General features: G+C 69.6%; 20 protein-coding genes. 7 read left to right on the top strand and 13 right to left on the bottom strand.

Annotated elements, in window-relative coordinates; all coding sequences use genetic code 11:
• Positions 1-166 precede the first annotated feature (166 nt).
• A complete protein-coding gene (locus tag AB0B35_RS20090) occupies positions 167-697 on the top strand; it encodes a hypothetical protein (protein ID WP_361047478.1) in 531 nt (176 codons plus the stop codon).
• Positions 698-834: 137 nt separating this feature from the next.
• On the opposite strand, the gene AB0B35_RS20085 is transcribed toward AB0B35_RS20090, so the two are convergent.
• Entirely contained in the window at positions 835-1,332 is a 498-nt protein-coding gene (locus tag AB0B35_RS20085; RefSeq protein WP_361047475.1) for a hypothetical protein, read from the bottom strand.
• Between the two features lie 280 nt (positions 1,333-1,612).
• On the opposite strand from AB0B35_RS20085, the gene asnB reads away from it, so the two are divergent.
• On the top strand, positions 1,613-3,439 hold the full coding sequence (gene asnB, locus AB0B35_RS20080; protein ID WP_361047473.1) for an asparagine synthase (glutamine-hydrolyzing): 1,827 nt from the start codon (positions 1,613-1,615) through the stop codon (positions 3,437-3,439).
• 78 nt (positions 3,440-3,517) lie between these two features.
• Here the strand turns inward: asnB and AB0B35_RS20075 are convergent, their stop codons facing one another.
• Positions 3,518-4,045, bottom strand: a complete 528-nt coding sequence (locus AB0B35_RS20075; RefSeq protein ID WP_361047472.1) for a hypothetical protein — start codon at positions 4,043-4,045, stop codon at positions 3,518-3,520.
• A gap of 100 nt (positions 4,046-4,145) precedes the next feature.
• Between AB0B35_RS20075 and AB0B35_RS20070 the strand changes: the two genes are divergently transcribed.
• Positions 4,146-4,823, top strand: a complete 678-nt coding sequence (locus AB0B35_RS20070; protein ID WP_361047469.1) for a helix-turn-helix transcriptional regulator — start codon at positions 4,146-4,148, stop codon at positions 4,821-4,823.
• 37 nt (positions 4,824-4,860) lie between these two features.
• On the opposite strand, the gene AB0B35_RS20065 is transcribed toward AB0B35_RS20070, so the two are convergent.
• The 6 genes from AB0B35_RS20065 to fabG form a co-directional block, all read right to left on the bottom strand.
• The gene (locus tag AB0B35_RS20065; RefSeq protein WP_361047467.1) at positions 4,861-6,288 is read right to left on the bottom strand and encodes an ATP-binding cassette domain-containing protein; all 1,428 of its coding nucleotides are present in this window, start codon (positions 6,286-6,288) and stop codon (positions 4,861-4,863) included.
• Complete coding sequence (locus AB0B35_RS20060) at positions 6,285-7,277, bottom strand: branched-chain amino acid ABC transporter permease (RefSeq protein WP_361047464.1); 993 nt, start codon at positions 7,275-7,277, stop codon at positions 6,285-6,287. The genes AB0B35_RS20065 and AB0B35_RS20060 overlap by 4 nt, the downstream gene beginning before the upstream one ends.
• The gene (locus AB0B35_RS20055) at positions 7,274-8,137 is read right to left on the bottom strand and encodes a branched-chain amino acid ABC transporter permease (RefSeq protein ID WP_361047461.1); all 864 of its coding nucleotides are present in this window, start codon (positions 8,135-8,137) and stop codon (positions 7,274-7,276) included. The genes AB0B35_RS20060 and AB0B35_RS20055 overlap by 4 nt, the downstream gene beginning before the upstream one ends.
• Before the next feature lie 14 nt (positions 8,138-8,151).
• Positions 8,152-9,339 (bottom strand): ABC transporter substrate-binding protein, encoded by a 1,188-nt coding sequence (locus AB0B35_RS20050; RefSeq protein WP_361047459.1) that lies wholly within the window; start codon positions 9,337-9,339, stop codon positions 8,152-8,154.
• Positions 9,340-9,410: 71 nt separating this feature from the next.
• Positions 9,411-9,848: a hypothetical protein gene (locus tag AB0B35_RS20045; RefSeq protein ID WP_361047457.1), complete on the bottom strand. Its 438-nt coding sequence runs from the start codon at positions 9,846-9,848 to the stop codon at positions 9,411-9,413.
• 181 nt (positions 9,849-10,029) lie between these two features.
• Positions 10,030-10,737 carry a 3-oxoacyl-ACP reductase FabG gene (gene fabG / locus AB0B35_RS20040; protein ID WP_361047454.1) on the bottom strand — a complete coding sequence of 236 codons (708 nt, stop codon included), beginning with the start codon at positions 10,735-10,737 and terminating at the stop codon, positions 10,030-10,032.
• A 308-nt stretch (positions 10,738-11,045) separates the two neighbouring features.
• Between fabG and AB0B35_RS20035 the strand changes: the two genes are divergently transcribed.
• The gene (locus AB0B35_RS20035) at positions 11,046-12,278 is read left to right on the top strand and encodes an MAB_1171c family putative transporter (protein ID WP_361047452.1); all 1,233 of its coding nucleotides are present in this window, start codon (positions 11,046-11,048) and stop codon (positions 12,276-12,278) included.
• Positions 12,271-13,083: an oxygenase MpaB family protein gene (locus tag AB0B35_RS20030; RefSeq protein WP_361047449.1), complete on the top strand. Its 813-nt coding sequence runs from the start codon at positions 12,271-12,273 to the stop codon at positions 13,081-13,083. Before AB0B35_RS20035 ends, AB0B35_RS20030 begins: the two co-directional genes overlap by 8 nt.
• A gap of 5 nt (positions 13,084-13,088) precedes the next feature.
• Here AB0B35_RS20030 and AB0B35_RS20025 read toward each other — a convergent pair whose 3' ends face one another.
• Both AB0B35_RS20025 and AB0B35_RS20020 read right to left on the bottom strand, forming a co-directional pair.
• Positions 13,089-13,706, bottom strand: a complete 618-nt coding sequence (locus AB0B35_RS20025) for a hypothetical protein (RefSeq protein ID WP_361047446.1) — start codon at positions 13,704-13,706, stop codon at positions 13,089-13,091.
• 5 nt (positions 13,707-13,711) lie between these two features.
• Positions 13,712-14,035: a helix-turn-helix domain-containing protein gene (locus AB0B35_RS20020; RefSeq protein WP_361047444.1), complete on the bottom strand. Its 324-nt coding sequence runs from the start codon at positions 14,033-14,035 to the stop codon at positions 13,712-13,714.
• A gap of 478 nt (positions 14,036-14,513) precedes the next feature.
• Between AB0B35_RS20020 and AB0B35_RS20015 the strand changes: the two genes are divergently transcribed.
• Positions 14,514-15,404, top strand: coding sequence for a hypothetical protein (locus AB0B35_RS20015; RefSeq protein WP_361047441.1), 891 nt, complete (start codon positions 14,514-14,516; stop codon positions 15,402-15,404).
• Here the strand turns inward: AB0B35_RS20015 and AB0B35_RS20010 are convergent.
• Both AB0B35_RS20010 and AB0B35_RS20005 read right to left on the bottom strand, forming a co-directional pair.
• Entirely contained in the window at positions 15,401-16,372 is a 972-nt protein-coding gene (locus AB0B35_RS20010) for an MBL fold metallo-hydrolase (protein ID WP_361047438.1), read from the bottom strand. The genes AB0B35_RS20015 and AB0B35_RS20010 overlap by 4 nt on opposite strands.
• Positions 16,373-16,467: 95 nt before the next feature.
• Entirely contained in the window at positions 16,468-17,064 is a 597-nt protein-coding gene (locus AB0B35_RS20005) for a hypothetical protein (RefSeq protein ID WP_361047435.1), read from the bottom strand.
• A 599-nt stretch (positions 17,065-17,663) separates the two neighbouring features.
• Between AB0B35_RS20005 and AB0B35_RS20000 the strand changes: the two genes are divergently transcribed.
• The gene (locus AB0B35_RS20000) at positions 17,664-19,364 is read left to right on the top strand and encodes an amidohydrolase (protein ID WP_361047433.1); all 1,701 of its coding nucleotides are present in this window, start codon (positions 17,664-17,666) and stop codon (positions 19,362-19,364) included.
• Between the two features lie 51 nt (positions 19,365-19,415).
• Here AB0B35_RS20000 and AB0B35_RS19995 read toward each other — a convergent pair whose 3' ends face one another.
• Positions 19,416-20,138, bottom strand: coding sequence for a hypothetical protein (locus AB0B35_RS19995; protein ID WP_361047431.1), 723 nt, complete (start codon positions 20,136-20,138; stop codon positions 19,416-19,418).
• Positions 20,139-20,507 lie beyond the last annotated feature (369 nt).

The following is a 20,507-nucleotide window of genomic DNA, read 5'->3' as shown; positions in this document are numbered from 1 at the left end:
CGGCGCCGCGAGCAGGTAGGGCGGGAGCGCCAGCCGGCTCGCAACCGAACCCTCGCCCCCCGCGCGATTCACCGGGGCTGCTTGCTTGTCTCGGCAGGATCGGCAGCCCTACGATGACTCGTGGATGACGTAATCTTTTGTAGCGTCCTGACGTAAAGAGGTGCTCGTGGCCGCGAAACCCGATGGCCGAGCGGGTGGACGACGAATCCGGGTCAGTAGTCCGGACCCGTCGCTCAAGCCCGAGATGATCGTTGCCGCGCCCCAGCCCGCCCTTCCCGGGGAGGAGGGGCCGCTGGTCGCCGGGCCGGGCCGGGCACACGCCGTCACTGAGGAGGAGGCGCTTGGCGTTCTGCGGCGTCGTCGCCGACACGATCTCGCCGAGCGCTACGACGGCGCCGACCGGGAGTCGCTGGCGGCTGCGGGCCTGCCCGCGGACCTGGAACACGAGGTCCCCGCTGAACTGCCGAAGTGGAACAGCCGCAAACGGCCCTTCACGCTGCGCCTGCCTGAGCGGCTGCGCGCGCTGGCCGACGCGCACGCCGAGCTTGAGGGCACGACGTTCAACGCGCTGGTGGAGCTGGCGCTGTTCGAGCTGATCGAACAGGCGCCCCGCACGCCTGAGGAGCTGCGCGAACGCTATCTGCGGATGGCGATGGAGACCGCCGGCGTGGAGAAGTTGCGCGAGCAGTACAAGTAGGACCGCGCCGATGCCGCACGCGATGGCGGCCACGGCGAAGCCGCTCCGGCGTAGGGCGGAGCGCTTGAGTGCAGGCTTGCCAAGACGGTTGAGGGCCCAGTCCACGCGGACTGGGCCCTCGTCTATGCCGTGGAATGTCAGGCAGCCGCCACGACGTCCGAGCACACGGTCTGCATCCGCAGGGCAGGAGCTTCGGCGACCCGGGCCAGTCCGAGTTCCAGGAGCGTGATGAACTCGTCGGCCAGAGCGCGCCCGGCGCCGGACAGCAGACCCGGTGTCACCAGACCGACCAGGCAGGACTCCGGCAGCGCTCCAGCCGGGCCGGTCCCGTCGGCGATGAGGTCACCTGCCACGTAGAGGCTGATGCCGCGAGGGCCGTACTCGAGGTGGGCTCGGCGGTGCGCCGGGATGGCCATGTCGTCGCCGTGCCAGGTAGCGAAGCCGGGCTTGAGCCGTTTCATCTCGGCTGCGTTGACGGTCACGATCGCCACGATGTCGTCGCTGTCCGGCCAACGTGTCAGCACCAGGCGGTCACGGCCGCCCGTCTGGCGTCGTTGCGGCGGCGGCCCGCCCACGTGACGCATACCAGCGTCCGCCAGCGCCAACGCCCGCCCTTCGGTCTGCTCCGTCCTCATCAACATCCCCTCGCCCGGCGGCGCCGCCACCCCAGAGCACGCAACGCGATGCGGCGACGGCGTCGCAGTCGGCGGCCGGGCCCCCGTGGCAGCCGGTCCCCGTTCTTCCCTCGGCCGGTCAGCCGAGGTCCCCTCTGGACACCGCTCGATTCTCTCCGGACGTGCAATTTGCGTCAATGCCGAAACGCTTAACTCAGACTTTATGGATAGCCGGAGAGATTCGATGTATACAGCTATCCATATAGGTTGGCCGCAGTGCGGCATCACGAGGGGGCCTGGAATGTGCGGAGTCGCGGGGTATGTCGACTGGACCGGCCTGGCGGGGCGCGACCCGACGATCATCCAGGCGATGACCAGGACGCTGCTCCATCGTGGCCCCGACGGCATGGCGGTGTGGTCGGCCGATTTCGCGGCGCTGGGACATGCCAGGCTTTCCATCGTCGACGGGCCCGGAGGCGCCCAGCCGATGGCCGTCGACGAGCACGGCCGGCAGGTGACGGTGACCTTCAACGGCGAGGTGTACAACCACCGGGAGCTGCGCTGGCAGCTGTCCGGGCTCGGGCACCGCTTCCGGACCGTCTCGGACACCGAGGTCGTGTTGCGCGCGTACTTGGAGTGGGGTCCGCACTTCGTCGACCGCCTCGACGGCGACTTCGCCATCGCGATCTGGGACGAGCGTCTGCAGTACCTTCTGCTGGCTCGGGACCGGTTCGGCGTCAAACCGCTGTACTACCGGCAGACGGACAACGGGCTCGTGTTCGGGTCGGAGCACAAGTGCCTGCTCGCCCATCCGCAGGTGCCTGCCGAGGCCGACGCGGCGGGTCTGGCTCATCTGGTCGCCATGCTCCCGATGTCCAGCCCTGGCACGTCCGTGGTCAGAGGAGTCCGCGAGGTCCCGGCCGGCACCGTTGCGCGGTTTCACCGCGGCGGCCTGCAGATCCGGCGGTACTGGGCGCTGCAGAGCCTGCCGCACCGGCACACCGCTGCCGAGACCGTCAGGACGGTACGCCGGCTGCTGGAAGACAGCGTGGGCCAGCGCCTGACGGCTGACGCCGACGTGCAGATCGCGGCCATGAACAGTGGCGGGGTGGACTCGGCCGCCGTGGCCGCGCTTGCGGCTCAGCGCCTGGGTGACGAGGGCAAGGAGCTGTTCACCTTCGACCTCGACCACGCTGCCGAAGGCGGCGTCGAGTACGAGGGCTCGGCCTTCCATAACGGCCGCGATCACCCCTACGCCCTGCAGACCGCCGAGCACATCAAGTCGCAGCACACCACGGTCACGGTCACCACCAGCGAGTTGCTCGAAGCGCACGCCGCGACGCTGGCCGCCATGGACTTGCCCTCGCTGACCACGATCAACGCTTCGCTGCTGCGGCTGTTCAGCCGTATCGGCCAGACGGCGAAGGTCGCGCTCAGCGGTGAGGGAGCAGACGAGGCCTTCTACGGCTACCGCTGGTACCACAACAGCGGCGACTTCGAGCACCACGGATTCCCGTGGCACGCCACCTACCGGCCGCTGCTGGACCTGCTCAGCGCCGAAGCCGCGGCTCACCTGCGACCGCAGCAGTATCTGGCCGACCAGTACGACCAGGCGCTTGCCACCGTGCCGCACCTGGCGGGCGAGGACAGCACCGCGCGCCGCCAGCGCGAGGTCGGCTGGATGACCAACCGGCACTATCTGCCCTTCCTGCTGCAACGCGCCGACCGCCTGGCCATGGCCGCTGGCGTCGAGGTGCGGGTGCCGTTCCTGTGTCACCGGCTGTTCGCCTACGCCTGGAACATCCCGGCGCCGATGAAGCGCGCCGGCGGCATGGCCAAGGGCGCACTGCGCCGTGCGGTGGAGGATCTGCTCCCTGGACGCATTGCCTGGCGGGTCAAGTCCGGGTATCCGGCCGCGCTCACCGCCCCGTACCACCAGGCGCTGTGGTCGATGCTGCACGACGTCATCACCGACCCCGCCGCCCCGATCCTGCAGATCCTGGATGAGCTGAAGGTGCGGGCATTCCTGGAACGCCACCGCGGCGACCTCACCGACTGGACCCCGACGCAGCACGCCGCGGCCATCCTGGAGATGAACGCCTGGCTCAGCCGGGTTCACCTGGTGTAGAGGCCTGACCGCCGCGCCGGGAAGCCGCACTGCGGGCGGGTTCCCGGCGCGGGTCGGCCGGTCGCACGGTCTTCCCCGTCAGCGCGGAGCGGCCGCGTGCGCCGACAGCACCTGCGTGAGCTCGGCCCACCTCCGGAAAACCGGCACCACAGTGGGCGTCATCGTGATGCCATGCGGGAACAGCCGGGCGAACAGCACCTCCACCGGCTCGGCGGCCGGGGCTTCACCCCGCTGCGACCCCGGCGCTTCGCCAGGCACCTCACCGCCCAGGGCCTCGTCCGCGCCGGCTGCTGACCCGCGCGGCTCGGCCCTGAACACGTCCGCCCTCCGCGCAGTTGCGGCTCCCGCGCAGGCGGCCGGACCGGCGAGGAAGACCTCGACGTCGACGTGCGCCAGGCGGGCAGCACGGGTGATCTGATCGGCATCTGCCCGGCCCTGGCGCGACGCCAGAATCCGCATCCGCCCTCCGTGCGGGCCGCGCAGGCTGATGTGGTGCGGGTCAGCCCGGCGTTCCCGCACGACCTGGAACCCCCAGCTCGCGAGCAGGTCGGCGAACTCGCGCGCGGTGGGGCACGGGCGCGCAGCGCCCGGCAACGACAATGCCATAACGACTCCAATCGAGAATTGGCAGTGACTCCCGCACAGAGTACACTTCGGAACGCAGTTGTAAACGACTCCGTTTTGGAGTGACGAAAGGGCCGGGCGGATGCCTCATCTTGATCGAGGACCAGTCGACAAGTTCTTCGCGATCAACCTGCGGCGGGCGCGGGAAGCCAAGGGCATGTCCCAGGCCGACCTCGCTGAACGTGTGACCGAACTCGGCCACTCGTTCACCCAGGCGACGGTGTGGAAGCTGGAGCAGGGCAATCGGGAGCCCAAACTGTCCGAGGCCGTCGCCATCGGCCGGGCACTCGACCTAGGGAGTTGGACCGAGCTGACGGCCAAGCCCGAAACCTTCGACGTCGCGATCACCCTCGACCACTGGCGCGCCCGTATGCACCAGCTCGCAGCGCAGACGCGAGCTGCGGCCGCCGCCCAGATCGAGGCTCAGGTGCAGCTGACGTTCGCGGTGCGCGCGGCGCTGGATGCGGGACTGCCGGCGGAGTGGGCCGACGGCCGCTCCGGCGGATGGCTTGAGTTCACGCCGGAAGTCACGGTTCTGCACGAGGTGCTGGCCGCCCGGGTCGCGTGGGAATCCGCCGACGACGAGCACGACGCCAGGATGGCCAAGGAGCGCGAACTGATCGACCGGATCGTCAACGCACTGGTCAACGGCGGGGTACCAATGGTCATCGAGCCGCAGGACATCCGGATCTACAGCCCTGGAGCAGCCGATGACGACGAGCAGGCCGAGGATCGGGAGCCGTCGACCGACACGGTCTGAGCTGAAATTCCGCGGAATGGTCCCTTTGCGTGGAGCTCTACCGGTAGGGACGCTGGTACGGGCCGCTGGATCTGCGCTGTTCACCGCGGGCCGGTGCAGGGCCGGAAAGCCCTCTGCCGGTGAGCACCAGGACGCGCGCACCCAGCTCGGCCATCTGATCCGTACGGTGCCCGGTGATCACGATCGCCATACCGCCGCGCGCGAGCTCGGTGATGGCCAGCCACAGCTGTTCGGCCACGGACTGTGCTAGCCCTTCGAACGGCTCGTCCAGCAGCAGCACACGTGGGGTGGTGGTCAGCGCTCGCGCGATGGACAGCATCTGCTGTTCGCCGCCGGACAAGGTCCCGGCCCGCTGCCGCAGGCGCCCTGCCAGCGCTGGGAACAACGCGGCGGGATCGCCGAGCGGGCCACTGCCACCCGGCCGGGGCACAACCAGGTTCTCGGCGACCGACAGCTGCGCGAACAGGCGCCGGTCCTGTGGCACCAATGCGATGCCGAGCCGGGCCCGCCCGGCGGCGTCGAGGCCGTGCACTTCCCGGCCGCCCACCCGAATGGTGGTCGGCGCCTGAACGGGTTGCAGTCCGGCGATGGCGTTGAGCAGCGTGCTCTTGCCGGTGCCGTTGCCGCCTGCGATCGCAACGATCTCCCCTGCGGTGACGTGGAGGCTGGTGCCGGCCAGCACCGGCGCGCCGTGGTACCCGGTGGTCAACCGATCGACGTCCAGGACGACCGGCCGGTCCTGGGCCGGTGGCGGAGCGAACACCGGAGTCACGGTGCGTGGCCGGGCCTGGTGGGGCAGCGGTGCGCGACGGACCTCCTCGGCGGCGCCGGTGGCCAGGATCCGACCGTGGTGCAGCACAGTGACCTGGTGCGCGATGGCGGAGACGACGTCGAGGTCGTGGTCGACCAGCACCACTGAGGTGTCGGGCGGCAACGAGGTGAGCTGCATGATCAGCGAATTGATCTCGGCTGGGCTCAGCCCGGCGCTCGGTTCATCGAGCAGCAGCAGACGGGGCTGGGCGGCCAGCGCCACCACCAGTTCCAGCCGCCGCCGCAGCCCGTAGGACATCTGGTCGGCGGCGGTGTCGATGTGCGCGCCGAGGCCGCTGGCCATCAGCGCCCTGTGCGCCCGACTCGGATCGTGGCCGGGCATGGCCAGGGTTACGTTCTGCAGGGCGGTAAGGCTTCCGCACAGGGCAGGGTGCTGCCAGGTCCGTCCGATACCCAGGCGGGCCCGCCGATGCGGTGCCAGGTTGGTGATGTCCCGTCCGGCGAGCATGATGCTGCCTGCTCGCGGGCGGACCGTTCCGGCGATGGCGTGCAGCAGCGTGGACTTGCCTGCGCCGTTGTGCCCGACGAGGGCGTGGCGGGATCCCTGCGCGATGTCGAGGTCGACGTCGTGCAGGATCTGGGCCGTGCCGAGGCGGACCCGCAGTCCGCGGATGCGCAGCAGGGGAGTGCTCACAGTTGTCGGCCTTCCGGGTGGGACCGGGGCGGGTAGTCGGGGCGGCGTAGCACCCTCGCGGCGAGGCGGCGGCCGCGGCCGCCGCGGGCCAGTGCAGCGGCGACGAACACCAGCCCCAGCAACAGCGGGCTCGTGCCGGGCAGAGCCGCGCCGGCCACGTCGCGCACGCCGACGATAAGCAAGGCGGCGAACACCGTCGCGGTCACGCTGCGGGCGCCGATGATGGCGGCGAGCAGAGCCAGCGCGCTGGTCGAGAAGGCCACGTCCGTTGGCGACACGAACCGGCGGGCGGCGATCAGCAGCGCTCCCGCCGCGCCCGCGAGCGCGCCGGCGGTGACGTAGGCGGTCCAGAGCCTGGTGTGCACGGAGAAGCCGTTGGCCTGCATGCGGGCCTCGTGGTCGGCGATGGCTCGCCAGGTGATGCCGGTTCGGCTGCGCAACAGCACATGCAGCCCACCGGTGATGGCCAGTGTGCACGTCAGGATGTACAGGTAGACATGCCCGTCGTGGACCAGTTCGGCGCCGCCGGGCAAGGAGACCGGCACGGCGGCCAGGCCGTTGCCTCCGCCGGTGAGCGGCACCGCCTGCTCGGCGGCGACGCGCGCCACCTCGCCGACCGCGATCGTCAGGACCAAGAACACCATGCCCCGGGTGCGTACGAGCGCCGAGCCGATCACGGCGGCAGCCCCGGCTCCGGCGGTCGCAGCCGCAATCAGCTGGACCAGCCCGCTGCTGACCCCCTGCCCGAGGACCGCCGCGGTGTAGGCACCGACGCCGAAGTAGGCCGCCTGGCCGAGCGTCGGCATCGCCACCGTGGTGGTGAGCAGGTGGGCGCTGACCGCAACCAGCGCTGCGACCAGACCATAGGAAGCCAGGGAAACGGTGTAGGCGTCGGCGAGCCACGGCAGTGACATGCTGGCGGCAACGCCCGCCGCAGTGAGCGCTGGCGCGGGTATTCCGAGGAATCGCGCGCGGCTGCTGCTGGTCATGCGGACCTCCTGCGGTTGATGCCGAAGCGGCCCAGCAGCGCCAGAGCCAGAACCGCGTACGGCAGGTAGGGCGCAGCGGTCGGCCATCCTGCCACCGCGGTGGTCTGGATCTGCCCGACGACCATCGCGGCCACGAGGGCGCCGCGCGTCGACCCGGCACCGCCAGCCACGACGATGACCAGCGACAGCAGCAGCACCGTATGGTCTATACCTGGTGACGGACCCACGACGGGCGCGCCCAGGACTCCTGCCGCAGCGGCCGCCGCGGTGGCAACGGCGACCACCGCCGCACGCATTCGCCGTGGTGGGATGCCGAGCGCCGCGACCATCGCCGGGTCGGCCGCCACGGCGCGCATGACCGCACCGGCCCGGGTCCGGTGGACCACCAACCACAGACCGGCCGCGAGCCCGGCGCCAATGACGATGAACACCATCCGGTAGACCGGGTAGGGCCGACCCGCGATGTCGACCGACCCGCCGAGCCCTGCCGGAGGGTCGACCGACAGCGGCTCGGCACCCCACACCTCGGTCAGCACGTATGCGCCGACGAGCGCCACACCGATGGTGGCCAGCGCCTGGTCCAGGTGCCTCGGCACTGCTTCGAGCAGCAGCGCCAGGCCCGTTCCCGCAGCCGCGCCGCCGACGATCGCCGCCGCCAGCGCGGTCAGCAAACCCACCCAGGTCCCGTGCATCAGCGCCCAGGCCGCGTAGGCGCCGGCGAGGTAAGCCGTTCCGTGCGACAGCTGCATCACCCCGGCCACGCCGAGGCAGAGGGAGAGGCCGGCGGCTACCGTGTAGAGCAGCAGCCCGTAGGCCACCCCGTCGATGGCGACGATCAGGTCGCCGACCCCGTTCCACATCGTGTCGTCGGCCGTCAGCCGACCTGGCCGAGCTGCGCCACGACCACGTTCGAACGGCTGGTGCCTTCGGCCTTGACCTCGCGCAGATACCACTGCTGTACCGGGGTGTGCGTGGCCGATGCGAACTGCCACGGGCCGCGCGGGCTGTCGAGCTGACCGAGCTTGCCGATGGCCGTGTTGATCGCCTCGGGGGTGGGGTTAGCTCCGGCGGACGCGATCGCGCGGTCGAGCAGCGCGGCAGCGTCGTAGGAGGTCACGTGGTACACGTTCGGCACGGCTGAGGGGTACTTCGCCGCGAAGGCCGCGGTGAAAGCCTGGTTGGACGGGTTGTTCAGGCCCGGGGCGTAGTTAGCGGCGGTCAGTACGCCGTCGGCGGCGCTTCCTTCGGCTGTCAGCGCCGCGCCCTCGGTCAGGAAACCGGCCGCGTACAGCGGCATGCCCTTCCCGACGAACTGCGCGTACTGCTTGGTGAACGAAATCGCCGGTGCTCCCGCGTAGAAGGCATAGACTGCGGCCGCGCCGCTGTCTCTCACCTTGGCCAGCCAGGGGGCGAAGTTGTCCGTGGCTGGCCAAGGGGTGTAGGTGGGCTTGCCGTCGGGGTTGGCCAGTTTCCCGCCCGCCGCGACGAACGCGTCCACGAACCCCGCGAGCTGGTCGTGGCCGCCCTGGTAGTCCGGCCCGATCACGTACACCGGCCCGTTCACCGACTTGGCCACATACGGGCCGGCCGCTCGGCCGTAGTCGACGGACTGGAAGCTGGTGTGCCACACGAAGCTCACGTCCGACAGGGTGGAGGGTCGCCCCCCGACGCCGACGAAAGGCACCCTGGCCTCGGTGGCCGGTCGCGCCACCGTGCCGACCGCCGGCGCGGTGGCCGTCCCGACGATCGCGGCGACCTTGTCCGCCTTAAGCAGTTTCTCGACGGCCGTCTGCGCTGCCGCCGTGCCGTCGCCCTCGTCTGCCAGAACCACCTTCACCCTGTGTCCGCCCAGCTTGCCGCCGTGCTGGTCCAGGTACAGGTCCCATCCGCGCTGCATGTCGGTGCCGATGGCCTGGTAGGGGCCGGTCTGTGGAGCGATGAAGCCGATGGTGATCTCGCCGGGTGACGCGTCGGGGGTCATTGCCGAGCCGGTGCAGCCCACGGCGGCCAGCACGACCACCAGCGCCGCGGGTGCCAGAAGTATTCGTCGGGGAATTTTCACTGCTTGCTCTCCTTCATGAGACAACAGGCACCTGCCCGGCCGTGGATCGCGGCCGGGCAGGTCGGCTTCGATCAGCTGACGCTGTAGAGGTGGGGCCGCTGGGCCACGCGCAGATCCGCCTCGCCGATCACGGCGCGGCCGTCCTCCAGCAGCTCGGTGAACAGCTGGGCGTAGGCATCTGCGGAGAGGTGTCGCGGAAGGCCGCTCGCTGCGCCGACCAGGACCGTGTCGTGCTCCCCCCACGTCGCCGGCGTGCCGGATCGGCGTGCCCAGCAGGTGCCGGACGCGTAGACCGACACACCGTGCGAATCGTGCTCGACGGTGATGGCGCTAAGGCTCGGAACGCTGACCTCCCCATCGGCCCACACGCCGAACTCCGCCAGGTGCCTTACTGCGACCAGTTCTGCGGGGAGCGCGGAGTCCGGGGCGGCCCGGACGGTGGCTGGGCACTCGGCGGGTACGTCGATGATCAGCAGCGGATCCTCGGTGCCCGGCCAGTACGTGGCCACGACCACAGGCCGAACCGCGCGATGCCGGGAACGGCTGCGGCACCCGGCACCCTCGCGGTACCGAACGGTCGTGCGGCGGTGCCGGGGCATAGCCAGGCGAGCCGTGAGAGCTATTCGTCTGCCGTCATGTTCCGGGTGCACCTGTTCCCCCTGCAGCGCGCGGTCGTTCGGTTTAGCGAAGTCAGTGGCCTGTCGCCGCGCCGCCGTCAACGGCGAGGCAGGCCCCGTTGATGGAGGCTGCCAGGTCAGAAGCCAGGAAATGCACGGCTGCGGCGACCTCCTCGGGCTCGGCGACCCGCCGGATCGGGATCTGCTCGATCAGCTTGTCCAGCTCCGGCTTCGGGATGGTTTCGATCATGGAGGTATTGGTCAAGCCAGGCAGGACGATGTTCGTCGTGACGCCGCTCTTGCCCCACTCTCGCGCCAGCGAGCGTCCGAGGCCGACCAGGGCTGCCTTGGAGGCGGCGTAGTTGGTCTGGCCGAGTTCACCACGCAGGCCGACCACCGAGGACACCAGGACGATGCGGCCCTTCTTGGCGATCATCATTCGGCGTATGGCCTTGCGCGTGGCGAAGAAGGCGCCCTTGAGGTTGGTGTCGAGGACTTCCGTCCAGTCCGCCTCGCTCATCCTGATGGTGAGCCGGTCTCGCGTGATGCCGGCGCAATAGACCAGGACCTCGACCTGGCCCTGCTCGGCTTCGACGGCGGCGAACGCATCCTCTACGGACTGCTCGCTGGTCACGTCGCACGCGACACCGAACAGGCCGGTGGGCGGTTCGCTGGATTTGTAGGTGACGGCGACCTTGTCGCCGGATGCGGCGAAGGTGTTGGCGATCGCCAGGCCGATGCCCCGACTGCCGCCCACGACGAATACCGAACGCTTACTCAACTGCTCCTCCTGCGGTTACGCCCCCGTGCGATACGACTGCCAGTAGCTCGGCTCGCACACAGAACAGCGCTTCCGTTGGAGCGCACAGGCTTCAGCCGCTACGGCTGGCAACAGACTGCCTCCATCAAGATTCGAAAGCTAGAAAGTGGGACTTCAAACTGGGACTTCCTGAAGTCTCAGTACAGGAATTGCCGGGCAGGTCAGCATCACGGGCCGGTCGGCAACCGCCTCGCCGACGGTGCAGGCCTAGCGAGAGCTACAGCGCACATGGCAAGCTGTGCCGTCTCAATGAACGGGGAGGGGCCAGAATGGGCGAGACCGAAGACGCTGTGTATCCCGTCATCGCTGTGATCACGTGGCTGGTCACACTGCGGATGCTGATCACCCAGTTCAAGGAGCCGACACTGCAGCGAGGCTTCTTGATCGCGGCCATCGGCATTCCCGGGTTCTCGTACTGGACGGCGGCACCCCGCAACTACCACTGGTTCAACGACCTGGTCGGCGTGCCTAATCTCGGCGTGCTGGTCGTCTACTGCGGCGTCATGACGTTCGCCTATGGCATCGTCGCGTTCCTCATGGCGGTGGTCCGCGGCCGGGAGTACCTGGTGCGCCGCATCTGGTATTGGACCGCGGGCTACGTCCTGGCGGTCGCCGTGATGGCGGTCCTGTTCGTGCTCGCCCCGGTCGACGTCGTCGACGCCGAAGGGTCCACCGGGTTCGACCAGATGTACGCGGCCGCGCCGTACGTGCCGTGGCTTCTGATCATTTTCCAGCTCTACTTCGCCGCGGGCCTGATCGCGCTGTCCGGATACTGCTGGACCTGGAGCCGCCAGCTGAGGGACCGTCCCTTCATGCAGCGCGGGCTCGCATTCATCGGAGTCGGCTCAGCGCTCGGGCTGCTGTACGTCGTCCCGAAAATCGTCTACGTGGTGATACGGCAGTCCGGCCCGGACCTTGTCGCGCTCAACACGTGGGCTCCGCTCGGCGCCGTAGGCGCAAGCCTGTGCTACCTGGTCGGCTTCTCACTGTGCGCGATGGGCTGGTTCACCGAGTACCGCGAACGCTGGAGCGCCTATCAGCGCATCCACCCTCTGTGGACCGAGCTGGTCGACCCGTTCCAAGGCCTGGTGCTGCGCCGCAACGAAGGGCCCAAGAACCCACGGCGTGCGCTGCATCCGGCTCGGCTCAAGACCCTGGTGTACCGGCGTGTCGTCGAGCTGCGTGACGTGCGGCTCATGCTGCGCGCGTGGTTCGACCCGACGGTCGCGGCGTCGGCGCGTGCCGAGGCGCAGGCAGCCGGCCTGAAGGACATGTCGGCCGACGCCTACGTCGAGGCTGCGCTGCTGCGTGCCGCGCTGGCTGCTCATCGGCCGGAGGCGGAGCCTCCCACCACGGCCGATCCGCACCTGGGCGGCGACGCCATCGGCCGGTGGCTGTCCGACCCGCCGACCCTGGGGCCGGAGACCCGCTGGTGGTCCGCGGTGGCCGGCCACTACCTGGCGGCGGACGCCCCAGCTGCGAAGGTGACCGCGGGTGCGTGAGCAGCAGCCGCCGCACGCGGCCTACCGTCGACTCGCGCTGTTCGACATGCCCGAGGACGTCAAGATCGGCATGAACCTGGCCCTGTATCGGACGTGGGGCATTCCGGCGATCGCCGCGGTGCTGCACCAGACCGGCGAGATCGTGCGGCACACCCAGCGCCGCTCCGACGACACCGGGCTGATCATGTACCTGCTGATCTATCACGGATTCGAGCACCCTACCTCCGAAAAGGTGCTACGCCGACTCAACGCGATGCACCACCGCCTCCCCATCTCGCCCGAGGACTACCTGTACGCGCTGGCCAGCCTGATGGTCGTCCCCACCCGGTGGATCGCCAGGTGGGGGCCGCGGCCATTGAACGCACAGGAGCGCCAGGGGACCTTCGACTTCTACGCCGAACTCGGCCGCAGGATGGGGGTGCAGAACATCCCGGCCTCCTACGACGATGTCGAGAGCTGGCTGGACTCGTTCGAGGTTGAGCACCTGCGGCCCAGCGCGCAGGCTGCCGCACTGCTGCGAGCGGCACGCGGGATGCTGGTCGACCGGTTTCCTCCGGCTGCGCGCCCGGTGGCCCGCCGGCTCGTCGACGCGCTGCTCGACCCGCCGCTGCGCGAAGCGCTGGGCGTGCCCGAGCCGAGCATGGCGGCCAAGGCCACGGTTCGGCTGCTGCTGTCGGCGCGTGCTGCACGAGCTCGGCGACGGCCGCCGCGTACCGAGCCGTCGTTCCACCCGGACGGGCCGGTGCGCAGCTATCCCCACGGGTACGACCCCGACCGGCTGGGACCCGCGTACCTCAACAGCTAGCGGATTCAGTCGTCGCGGGCCTCGGCCAGGCCCGCGACCAGCCGCTCCAGCATCCTGGCCGTGTCCGACCCGACGAGGATGGGGCGGTGGGCGATGTCGGTGATCCGGCCGCGCTCTCCCACGACGGTCGCCAGGGTCTCGGCCTCCTCCTCCTGCCGTCCGGAGTAGGCGGTACGGCCAAGCAGCCGGATGACCGCCGATGGGTCCAGCGTCGGCAGGGCCTTCGCCAAGAATTCCGCCGAATACGGCGAGATGCCCTGGTGCCCGAACAGGATGTGCCCGATCTCGTGCAACGCGATGTGCGTCATGTGCAGCGGGGAAGTGGCGCGCTCGACGAAGACGTAGTCGGTGTCGGCCGTCGCCAGCCACAGCCCGCAGGGGCAGCGGGCGCCCGTTTCCACCGGGACGAAGACGATCCTCCTGCCGCGCTTGCGCTCCAGCTCCTGCCGGAAAAGCTCCAGGTCGAAGGGCCGGGGCACGTCGAAGTCCCTGATCAGCTCCTTGCAGCGGCGCCGGGTCCGGCGTGGACTGGCCACACCGCCGGTCGAAACCGTCCACCACGCGCGGTCCAGCGACCAGCCACGCAGACAGGCGGGACCGTAGACGGCATCGGCATCTGACACGAACGTCATTGCACCGGCTCTCCCTGCTCGCCGTTGCGCCGGCGCACCTCGGCGCCGATGATGCTCTCCAGGGTATGCAGATCCGCCGCCGACAGGTTGCCCAGCCGCCCGGCGGCGCTGGAGACGCTGGCCTCCTTCAGCTGGCGAAGGAAGGCCACTCCCTCCAGATCCTTGTCGACAGCCGAGACGTCGTCGTCGGTGAAGTAGCCTGCGCTCACGCCGAAGAACCGGGCCAGCAGGGCCGCCGTGTCCAGGCCGGGGATGCGCTCGCCCCGGATGTAGTACGCGATGATCGACTCCGACAGCTTGACCCCAGTGACGTCCCTCACACCGTCAGAGACCTGTCTGGCCGACAATGGCCGATCCTGGCCGGCCGGGCGAAGGGTCTGCCGTAGATGGTTGAACCGCGCGGTGAAGCGGAGTTGTTCTGCGGTGGACCGATCAGATGACATGGGTCTCTGTCCTTTGTGCACGGCTTGCCTGCGATCGCCCGGCGCGCGCCGAAAGCGGTAAGCGGTCCGCTCCGCAGGGTTGCGTTTTGGGGATCAAGGTCTATGCTCTCAACGTCCGGGGCTACACAAAAGTGTAAGACCAATTGCGGGTTCTACACAATTGTGCAGAGAAGTCCAGCCGGGATCGTCGATCCCGGAAGGATCTTCGGCGGAACTCGACGGGGGCGCAAGGGGCCGACAGCCCCTTGCGAGTTCCCTCGCATTTCGACCGGGGCCCTCGGTCGACTTTCGTACGTCTCGGCGGCCGCCGGGAGCGCTACTGAGGCCGCCGACAGGTGCCTGGGAGGCAAGCCTGATGGGCGGCACGGCGCAAGTCACTGAGCATTCCCGCGGCGAGCAGTTCGACACCGACCTGCTCAAGCCCAGTGCCGAGCTGCACCACTTTCTGACGACCTGGCGGGAGCGACTCGATCCTGCCAGCATTCCGGGCCTGAACGCCAGGGGGCGCAAGCCGCGAAAGGTCGTCAGCCAGGACCTCATGGCCGCCCTCGTGGGCGTGTCTGCCCCGTGGTACGGAAAGCTCGAACGCGGGGACCTCGGTCCCGACTACTCACCGGACTTCCTGGACCGCGTGGCGTACGCGCTGCGGCTCAACCCTGACGAGCGCCGGATGCTCTACCTTCTAGCCGTGGGCCGCGAGCCGGCGCCCCTGGACGAGGTGGCACGGACGTCGGTTTCGCCGACCATGAAACGCATCGTCCACGAGCAGCGCTGGCCCACATGGATCTCGGACCGCAGCTGGGATGTGCTCGTCCACAACGAGGTGACCGAAAAGTGGCTGCCCCACTTCGCGTACGAACGCAACATCATGCGATGGCTGTGGGCCTATCCCGAGTCCCAGTACCAGCTCGTCGACTACCGGCAGGTGTGGGCACCGCTCATGCTGGCCCAGATGCGCGCGGCGAACGCCAAGTGGCCGGGCACGCCTCGGCTGCAGGAGCTGATCACCGAGGCCATGGAAGTCAGCGCTCTGTTCAGGCACCTGTGGGAGAACGACCCCATGGTCTACCACCACCCGGACGGCGACCGGCGGTGGATGTTCCTGCCCTTCCGGCAGGAACCTGTCGAGGTCGAGATCCGGGCACTGATGCCGATGGGGGAGGAGGACCTGCGGCTGGTGTGCCTGGTGCCCACGACCGACGACCCCGCCGTGCTGGCCTCATTGCAGGCCCCGCCCCGGGCCTAGGGCTTCGTACGCTCCTGGTGGAGGCGGACCATCCGGTCCAGCATCTCAGCCCGCCCGCCTTCGACGGTCGCGCCGAGCGACTGGTAGATGCTGCCGATCGTCACGACCAGGCGCTCCGGATGCCCCCACGCGGCGAAGTCCGTTAGCTCGATGTCCATCCCTGCGGCGGCGACCCAGTACGGAGTGCCGCGTGAGAACTGCCGCCGGGCGAATGCGCTTACGTACTCGAGATACTCGCGGAAGTCGCGCACACCCTCAGCGTCGGTGACCGGCCCGTGACCGGGCACGATCGTGTCGGCGCCCGTCGCGAGGATCCGGTCGCACGCCGCGATCCAGCCGTCGACGGAGCCTTCTTCCCATATGACCGGGTGATCTCCGATGAACAGGATGTCGCCTGCGTAGACGATGCCGCTGTCTGGCACGTGCACGATGACATCGCCATCGGTGTGCGCCGGACCGACCTCGATCAGCTCGACTTCCCGAGCACCGACGCTCAGCCGAGTCGTGCCGCTGAACGTCCGCGTCGCCTTCGTTAGCTGGATTCCGGAGAAGTCGAAGTCGCCGAAGAACTGGCGCATGTACGCGCCCATGGGTGAGTCCGGCTCGGTGTCGCGGGTCATCGCAGCCATGGCCGCCGGCGGGATTTCGCGTTCCATGCCGTCGTGGGTGGCTTGGGAACTGATGATCTCAGCGCCGGGCAGCAGCTGGTTGCCCCAGCAGTGATCGCCGTTCGCGTGAGTGTTCACCACGGTGGAGATCCGCGCCGCGGGCAGCTGGGCGGCCACCGCAGCGAGCATGCGCTGCGTCAGCGGAAGCGTGAAGAGGGTGTCCACGAGCAGCGCCGCACCGTCGCTGGCTATGACACCGCAGTTGCTCAACCCCCATGAGCCGGACGGCTGCAGGTAGGTGTAGGTCTCAGGGCCAAGACGGTGTAGCCCAGCCTCGACATAGGGGATCTGCGATGCCATGAGCACACATCGTGCCAGGCCCACGGCCGTCGATCACCGGTCCGGGCGCGAAGATTCCAGATCGTGATCTCATCGCGAATTCACTCACGAGCAAGTCACCCGATTGCGGTGTCCGCTCCCAGCTCCTCAAGCTCACGCTCAAGACGCTGCTGCTTGACCCGCAGCGCAGCCAACGCGCGGCGCTTGGCTTCGATGGAGTCGCCATCAGCGCTGGCGCGGCGCCGCTCCGCTCCGGCCGTCCTGTCCACCTGTGCCTCATGGTGAGCTCGCACCCACGCCGGATCGCGGGGCGGCTGCGCCACCAGGTCGTGCAGCAGCCCGGAGACACCGCGGGCGAAGTTCGTGCCCTCCAGGAGGAAGTGCGCCTCGGCCAGTGCTTTGAGCCGCGGATCGAACGCCAACACCGTCTTCTCACTGGTCGCCAACCAGCTCGGCAACTCGGCGGGAAGGTCCGGCTCGGATCCGAGCGCCGCGGCGCGAAGCCGTTCCAGGCGGCGCGCGGTGCCCAGCGCCTCCTCGTCGGTGACCGGCCCGCTCGCGGTCCGGCCCTCGGGGCGCAACGGCTCCAACTCGCCCGGTAGGAAACCCTCACCCGGCGGCGTCGGATCGACGACGGCGAGCATCCGGCGGTCGGGGCCGTGCTGGATGCGCCGACGGCCACTGCGCCCGTCCGGCTTGATGCTCTGCTCCACGATGCCCCCAAGGTTCGCCCGCGTCGTGCGGTCATCGTTCCACATCGGTTTGCGGCAATGCGTAACTCGGAGTTTAGGACATTCCTCAACATGCACAAGACGCAGACCTGTCCGAATTCGAGCCCCCCACAAAGCCAGAAAAGTATGTAGCATCCTTTTACCTCGAACGGTGACCGCGACCGATCCGCCGAGACACTACGTCATGACATAAACTCCTCCTACGTCTTGACATAGTTTCAGGGCTGGATGAGGATGCAGGAGTCACACCAAGCGCTCCCCAACAACGCTTGGTCACGGGGGGAGCGGGTGCCTTCGCCGGCCGGCTAGAAGCAGAGGCGAAGGCACCCGCTGGCATCAAGAGCGCTTCGGGCTTGTCCGACCCGGAGCGCTCTTGCCGTGTGTGGACATTCCACGGAATCGGACCGGTCACCCACGGGGGTTCACATATGACGGCGACAGTCAGTCGGCGGCACCTTCTACGCGCTGGGTCCGCAGCGTTCGCAGCACTGCCGGTATTGGCTCCCAGCGGGGCATGGGCAGCGCCCGACCACACGAGCGGACCAGCCGACCTGATCATCTACGGCGGCCGGGTCCTTCCCATGGACTCCCCGCACCGGCGCCGCGCCGAGGCCGTGGCCGTGCGCAACGGCCGCATCGCCGCGATCGGAGGCGACCGCGACCTGCGCCACCTCTGTGGTAGGCGCACTGCCGTGATGGATGCCCAGGGCGGGACTATCCTGCCGGGCATCAACGACAGCCACGTCCACCTCGCCTCATGGGGCCTGACGTTCCCGCCGCTGAGCGTCGAGGTCGCCGCGCCCACGATCGCGGCATTGGTCGCGAAGGTCGCGGCGGCCGCGGCCGCAATCCCGTCCGGCAGCTGGATCCGCGGGCGCGGCTGGTCTGAGATCGATCTGCCCAGGGCACCCACGCGCCACGACCTCGACCCCGTCTGCGGAGACCGGCCGGCCGTGCTCGTGGACTTCACGCTGCACGCCTGCGTGGCCAACACCCGTGCGCTGCAGCTGGCGGGCATCGGCCGCGACACCATCGCGCCAGGTGGCGGCGTCATCGAACGCGACGAGCACGGCGAGCCCACGGGGGTGCTGCGCGAAGGCGCCCAGGACCTGCTGCAAGCAGTAGTTCCGGCCTACACCCGCGCCGAGCTCACCCAGGCGATCACGACCGCCGCCGCAGTGCTGACCGCGCAGGGGGTCACGAGTATCACCGACCCCGGCATCACCCCGGACCTGGCCCGCCTCTACCGCGACCTCACCGACGCCGGGTCCCTGCCGCTGCGGGTCACCGCCCTGCTGCACGCGGGCGACTCGCCCGACACGATGCGCGAAGCCATCGCCGCCAGCTGGCCGCTGCAGGGCGACAATCCCCGCTCCTTCCGCGTCGCCGGGGTCAAGATTTTCGGCGACGGGGTGCCGACTGCAGCGAGGACTGCGTGGCTGCACGAGCCGTACACCGACGGCACCAACGGGGCGCTCACCATCGCCGGCACCACCGAGGCCGCGCAGGTCGCCAACCTCCGCGCCATGATCGCCATGGCACACCGGGCCGGCCTGCAGATCGGCACCCACGCCACCGGTGACGCCACGGTCGATGCGGTCGTAGCTGCCTACCTGGCGGCGATGCGCCACGACCGCCGCCGCGACCCGCGCCACTACGTCATCCACGGCGACCTGGCCCCGGCCCAGACGCTGCGGACCATGGCCCGCCACGACATCGGCGTCAACATGAACTCGCAGATCAAGTGGCTGATCGACAGGGCGCTCGAACCGCTGCTCGGGCCGCAGCGCACCGACTACCACTGGCCATACCGCACCGCCGTCGACGCCGGTGTGCGGGTGTCGACCGGCTCGGACGGGCCCGTCACCACGCCGGACTGGCGCATCGGCGTCATGCAGATGGTCCTGCGCAAGGGCAGCCTCGGGTCGGTGTCCGGCCCGGACCAGCGCCTGACCCTGCAAGAGGCGTTGCAGACCTACACCTCGACCCCGGCGTGGCAGGACCGGGCCGACACCTGGAAGGGCACCCTTGCCCCCGGCCAGGCCGCGGACCTGGTCGTGCTCGACGCCAGCATCGAGGACATCGCCCCCGGCGACATCCCGGCCGTCGGCGTGCGCGCGACCGTCGCCGACGGCCTCGTCGTCCACGACCCCCACAACACGGCCCGCACAGCGACGCCGCAGCGGCGTCCCGCCTGGACCGACGCGCACGGCCGGGCCTGCTACACCTCGGGGACCTGCTGTTGCACGCTCAGCCGGGCGCTGCTGCACGGCCGGGCCTGAGCCGCGCCGGGTGCCCACTCCCGCCGGACGGGGCACCCGGCGCACCAGCCGCTACTTGCGTTGGTCAGGAGCGAGGCGGCCCGCCCAGTCCTCGGCCTGCCGCAGGCACCGCTCCAGTTGCTCCAGCCCGGCCTCGCCGAGCCGGGCCCCGGCCCACGCGCCGAGCCTCGCGTAGACCGCCCGGTAGCTGCCCCCGCCGCGGTGCACGATGAGACCAGCGAGGTAGTGCAGCGCGTCGCGGACCTCACGGGCTTCGAGGTCTTCGCTCCAGCCGTGATCGATCACGCACTCCGTGCACGACTGCCACCGGTCAGGTGCCGGGCGATGCTGGCAGAACAGGCAGATCGGATCGCCGCAGGTCTCGCAGGTCAGCGCAGCCGAGTCGGCGTCGCTGGTGCCGGCTCGCGCGCTTGAGATGCACACCCGACCGGCACAGCGCGCCGCGAGCCTGGCATCCACGGAAGCCCGTTCCACCTCGGCAGCGCAGGTGCCGCAGCGCTCCATCGGAGCCTTGACGGGCTGTCGCCCGCACTCGAAGCACACGACTCCCGGGCAGGCGGCGCAGGCGGTCATCGACCCCCCGTCACGCCCGGCTCGATCATTGGCCAGGAACACGGACTCGCACCGTCCGACGCAGTCGACGTCGCAAGGCGGCGGCTGGATCCAGCTGCTGGGCACCTGGCGCAGCAGCGCGGTCGAGGCCTGCTGGTAGGACTCGCCTGTGGCGGCCATCCGGGCCCGGATGGCGGATTTGGGCAGGCGGGACTTGGCCACTGTTCACCTCTCCCGGCGAAGCCCACGCCCCTTCGCCGCAAGAGAAGGACGAACAGGAGGTATCCACACCAGCATCGAGTCACCTGGTCCGGGTGCGCGGTAGCCTTCGGCGCCGGATAGCCCGGTGCGCCTGGCCCGAGGCCCTTCGCCCACCGCCGACGGGCCGCGTGGAGACCCCGGGTATGGACTGGCGCGCGCATACGCCCAGAGCTCGCATTCTATGTCCCACACGGACGCCAACCACAACAGGTAAGGCCCGCATCGCCACGGGGGAAGCGCTGCGGGCCTTGGCCTTGTGCGACGCGTCCGCGCCGCGACATCGAACATACGCCGCCTCCCGCACACGTGCTACCCCCGTTCGGGCGGCGC

This window comes from Catellatospora sp. NPDC049133, from assembly GCF_040648455.1.
In the GTDB taxonomy this organism is placed as follows: domain Bacteria; phylum Actinomycetota; class Actinomycetes; order Mycobacteriales; family Micromonosporaceae; genus Catellatospora; species Catellatospora aurea.
Note: the sequence above shows the minus strand (reverse complement) of the source record. Positions and strands in the feature narration are given on the sequence as shown.

Coding starts and splice junctions, on each gene's coding strand:
- AB0B35_RS20055 (WP_361047461.1), bottom strand. CDS start 8,137: ATGTGGAACGGGGTCGGCGACCTGATCGTCGCCATCGACGGGGTGGCC.
- AB0B35_RS20015 (WP_361047441.1), top strand. CDS start 14,514: ATGGGCGGCACGGCGCAAGTCACTGAGCATTCCCGCGGCGAGCAGTTC.
- AB0B35_RS20000 (WP_361047433.1), top strand. CDS start 17,664: ATGGACTCCCCGCACCGGCGCCGCGCCGAGGCCGTGGCCGTGCGCAAC.
- AB0B35_RS20070 (WP_361047469.1), top strand. CDS start 4,146: ATGCCTCATCTTGATCGAGGACCAGTCGACAAGTTCTTCGCGATCAAC.
- asnB (WP_361047473.1), top strand. CDS start 1,613: ATGTGCGGAGTCGCGGGGTATGTCGACTGGACCGGCCTGGCGGGGCGC.
- AB0B35_RS20075 (WP_361047472.1), bottom strand. CDS start 4,045: ATGGCATTGTCGTTGCCGGGCGCTGCGCGCCCGTGCCCCACCGCGCGC.
- AB0B35_RS20085 (WP_361047475.1), bottom strand. CDS start 1,332: ATGAGGACGGAGCAGACCGAAGGGCGGGCGTTGGCGCTGGCGGACGCT.
- AB0B35_RS20035 (WP_361047452.1), top strand. CDS start 11,046: ATGGGCGAGACCGAAGACGCTGTGTATCCCGTCATCGCTGTGATCACG.
- AB0B35_RS20010 (WP_361047438.1), bottom strand. CDS start 16,372: ATGGCATCGCAGATCCCCTATGTCGAGGCTGGGCTACACCGTCTTGGC.
- AB0B35_RS20060 (WP_361047464.1), bottom strand. CDS start 7,277: ATGACCAGCAGCAGCCGCGCGCGATTCCTCGGAATACCCGCGCCAGCG.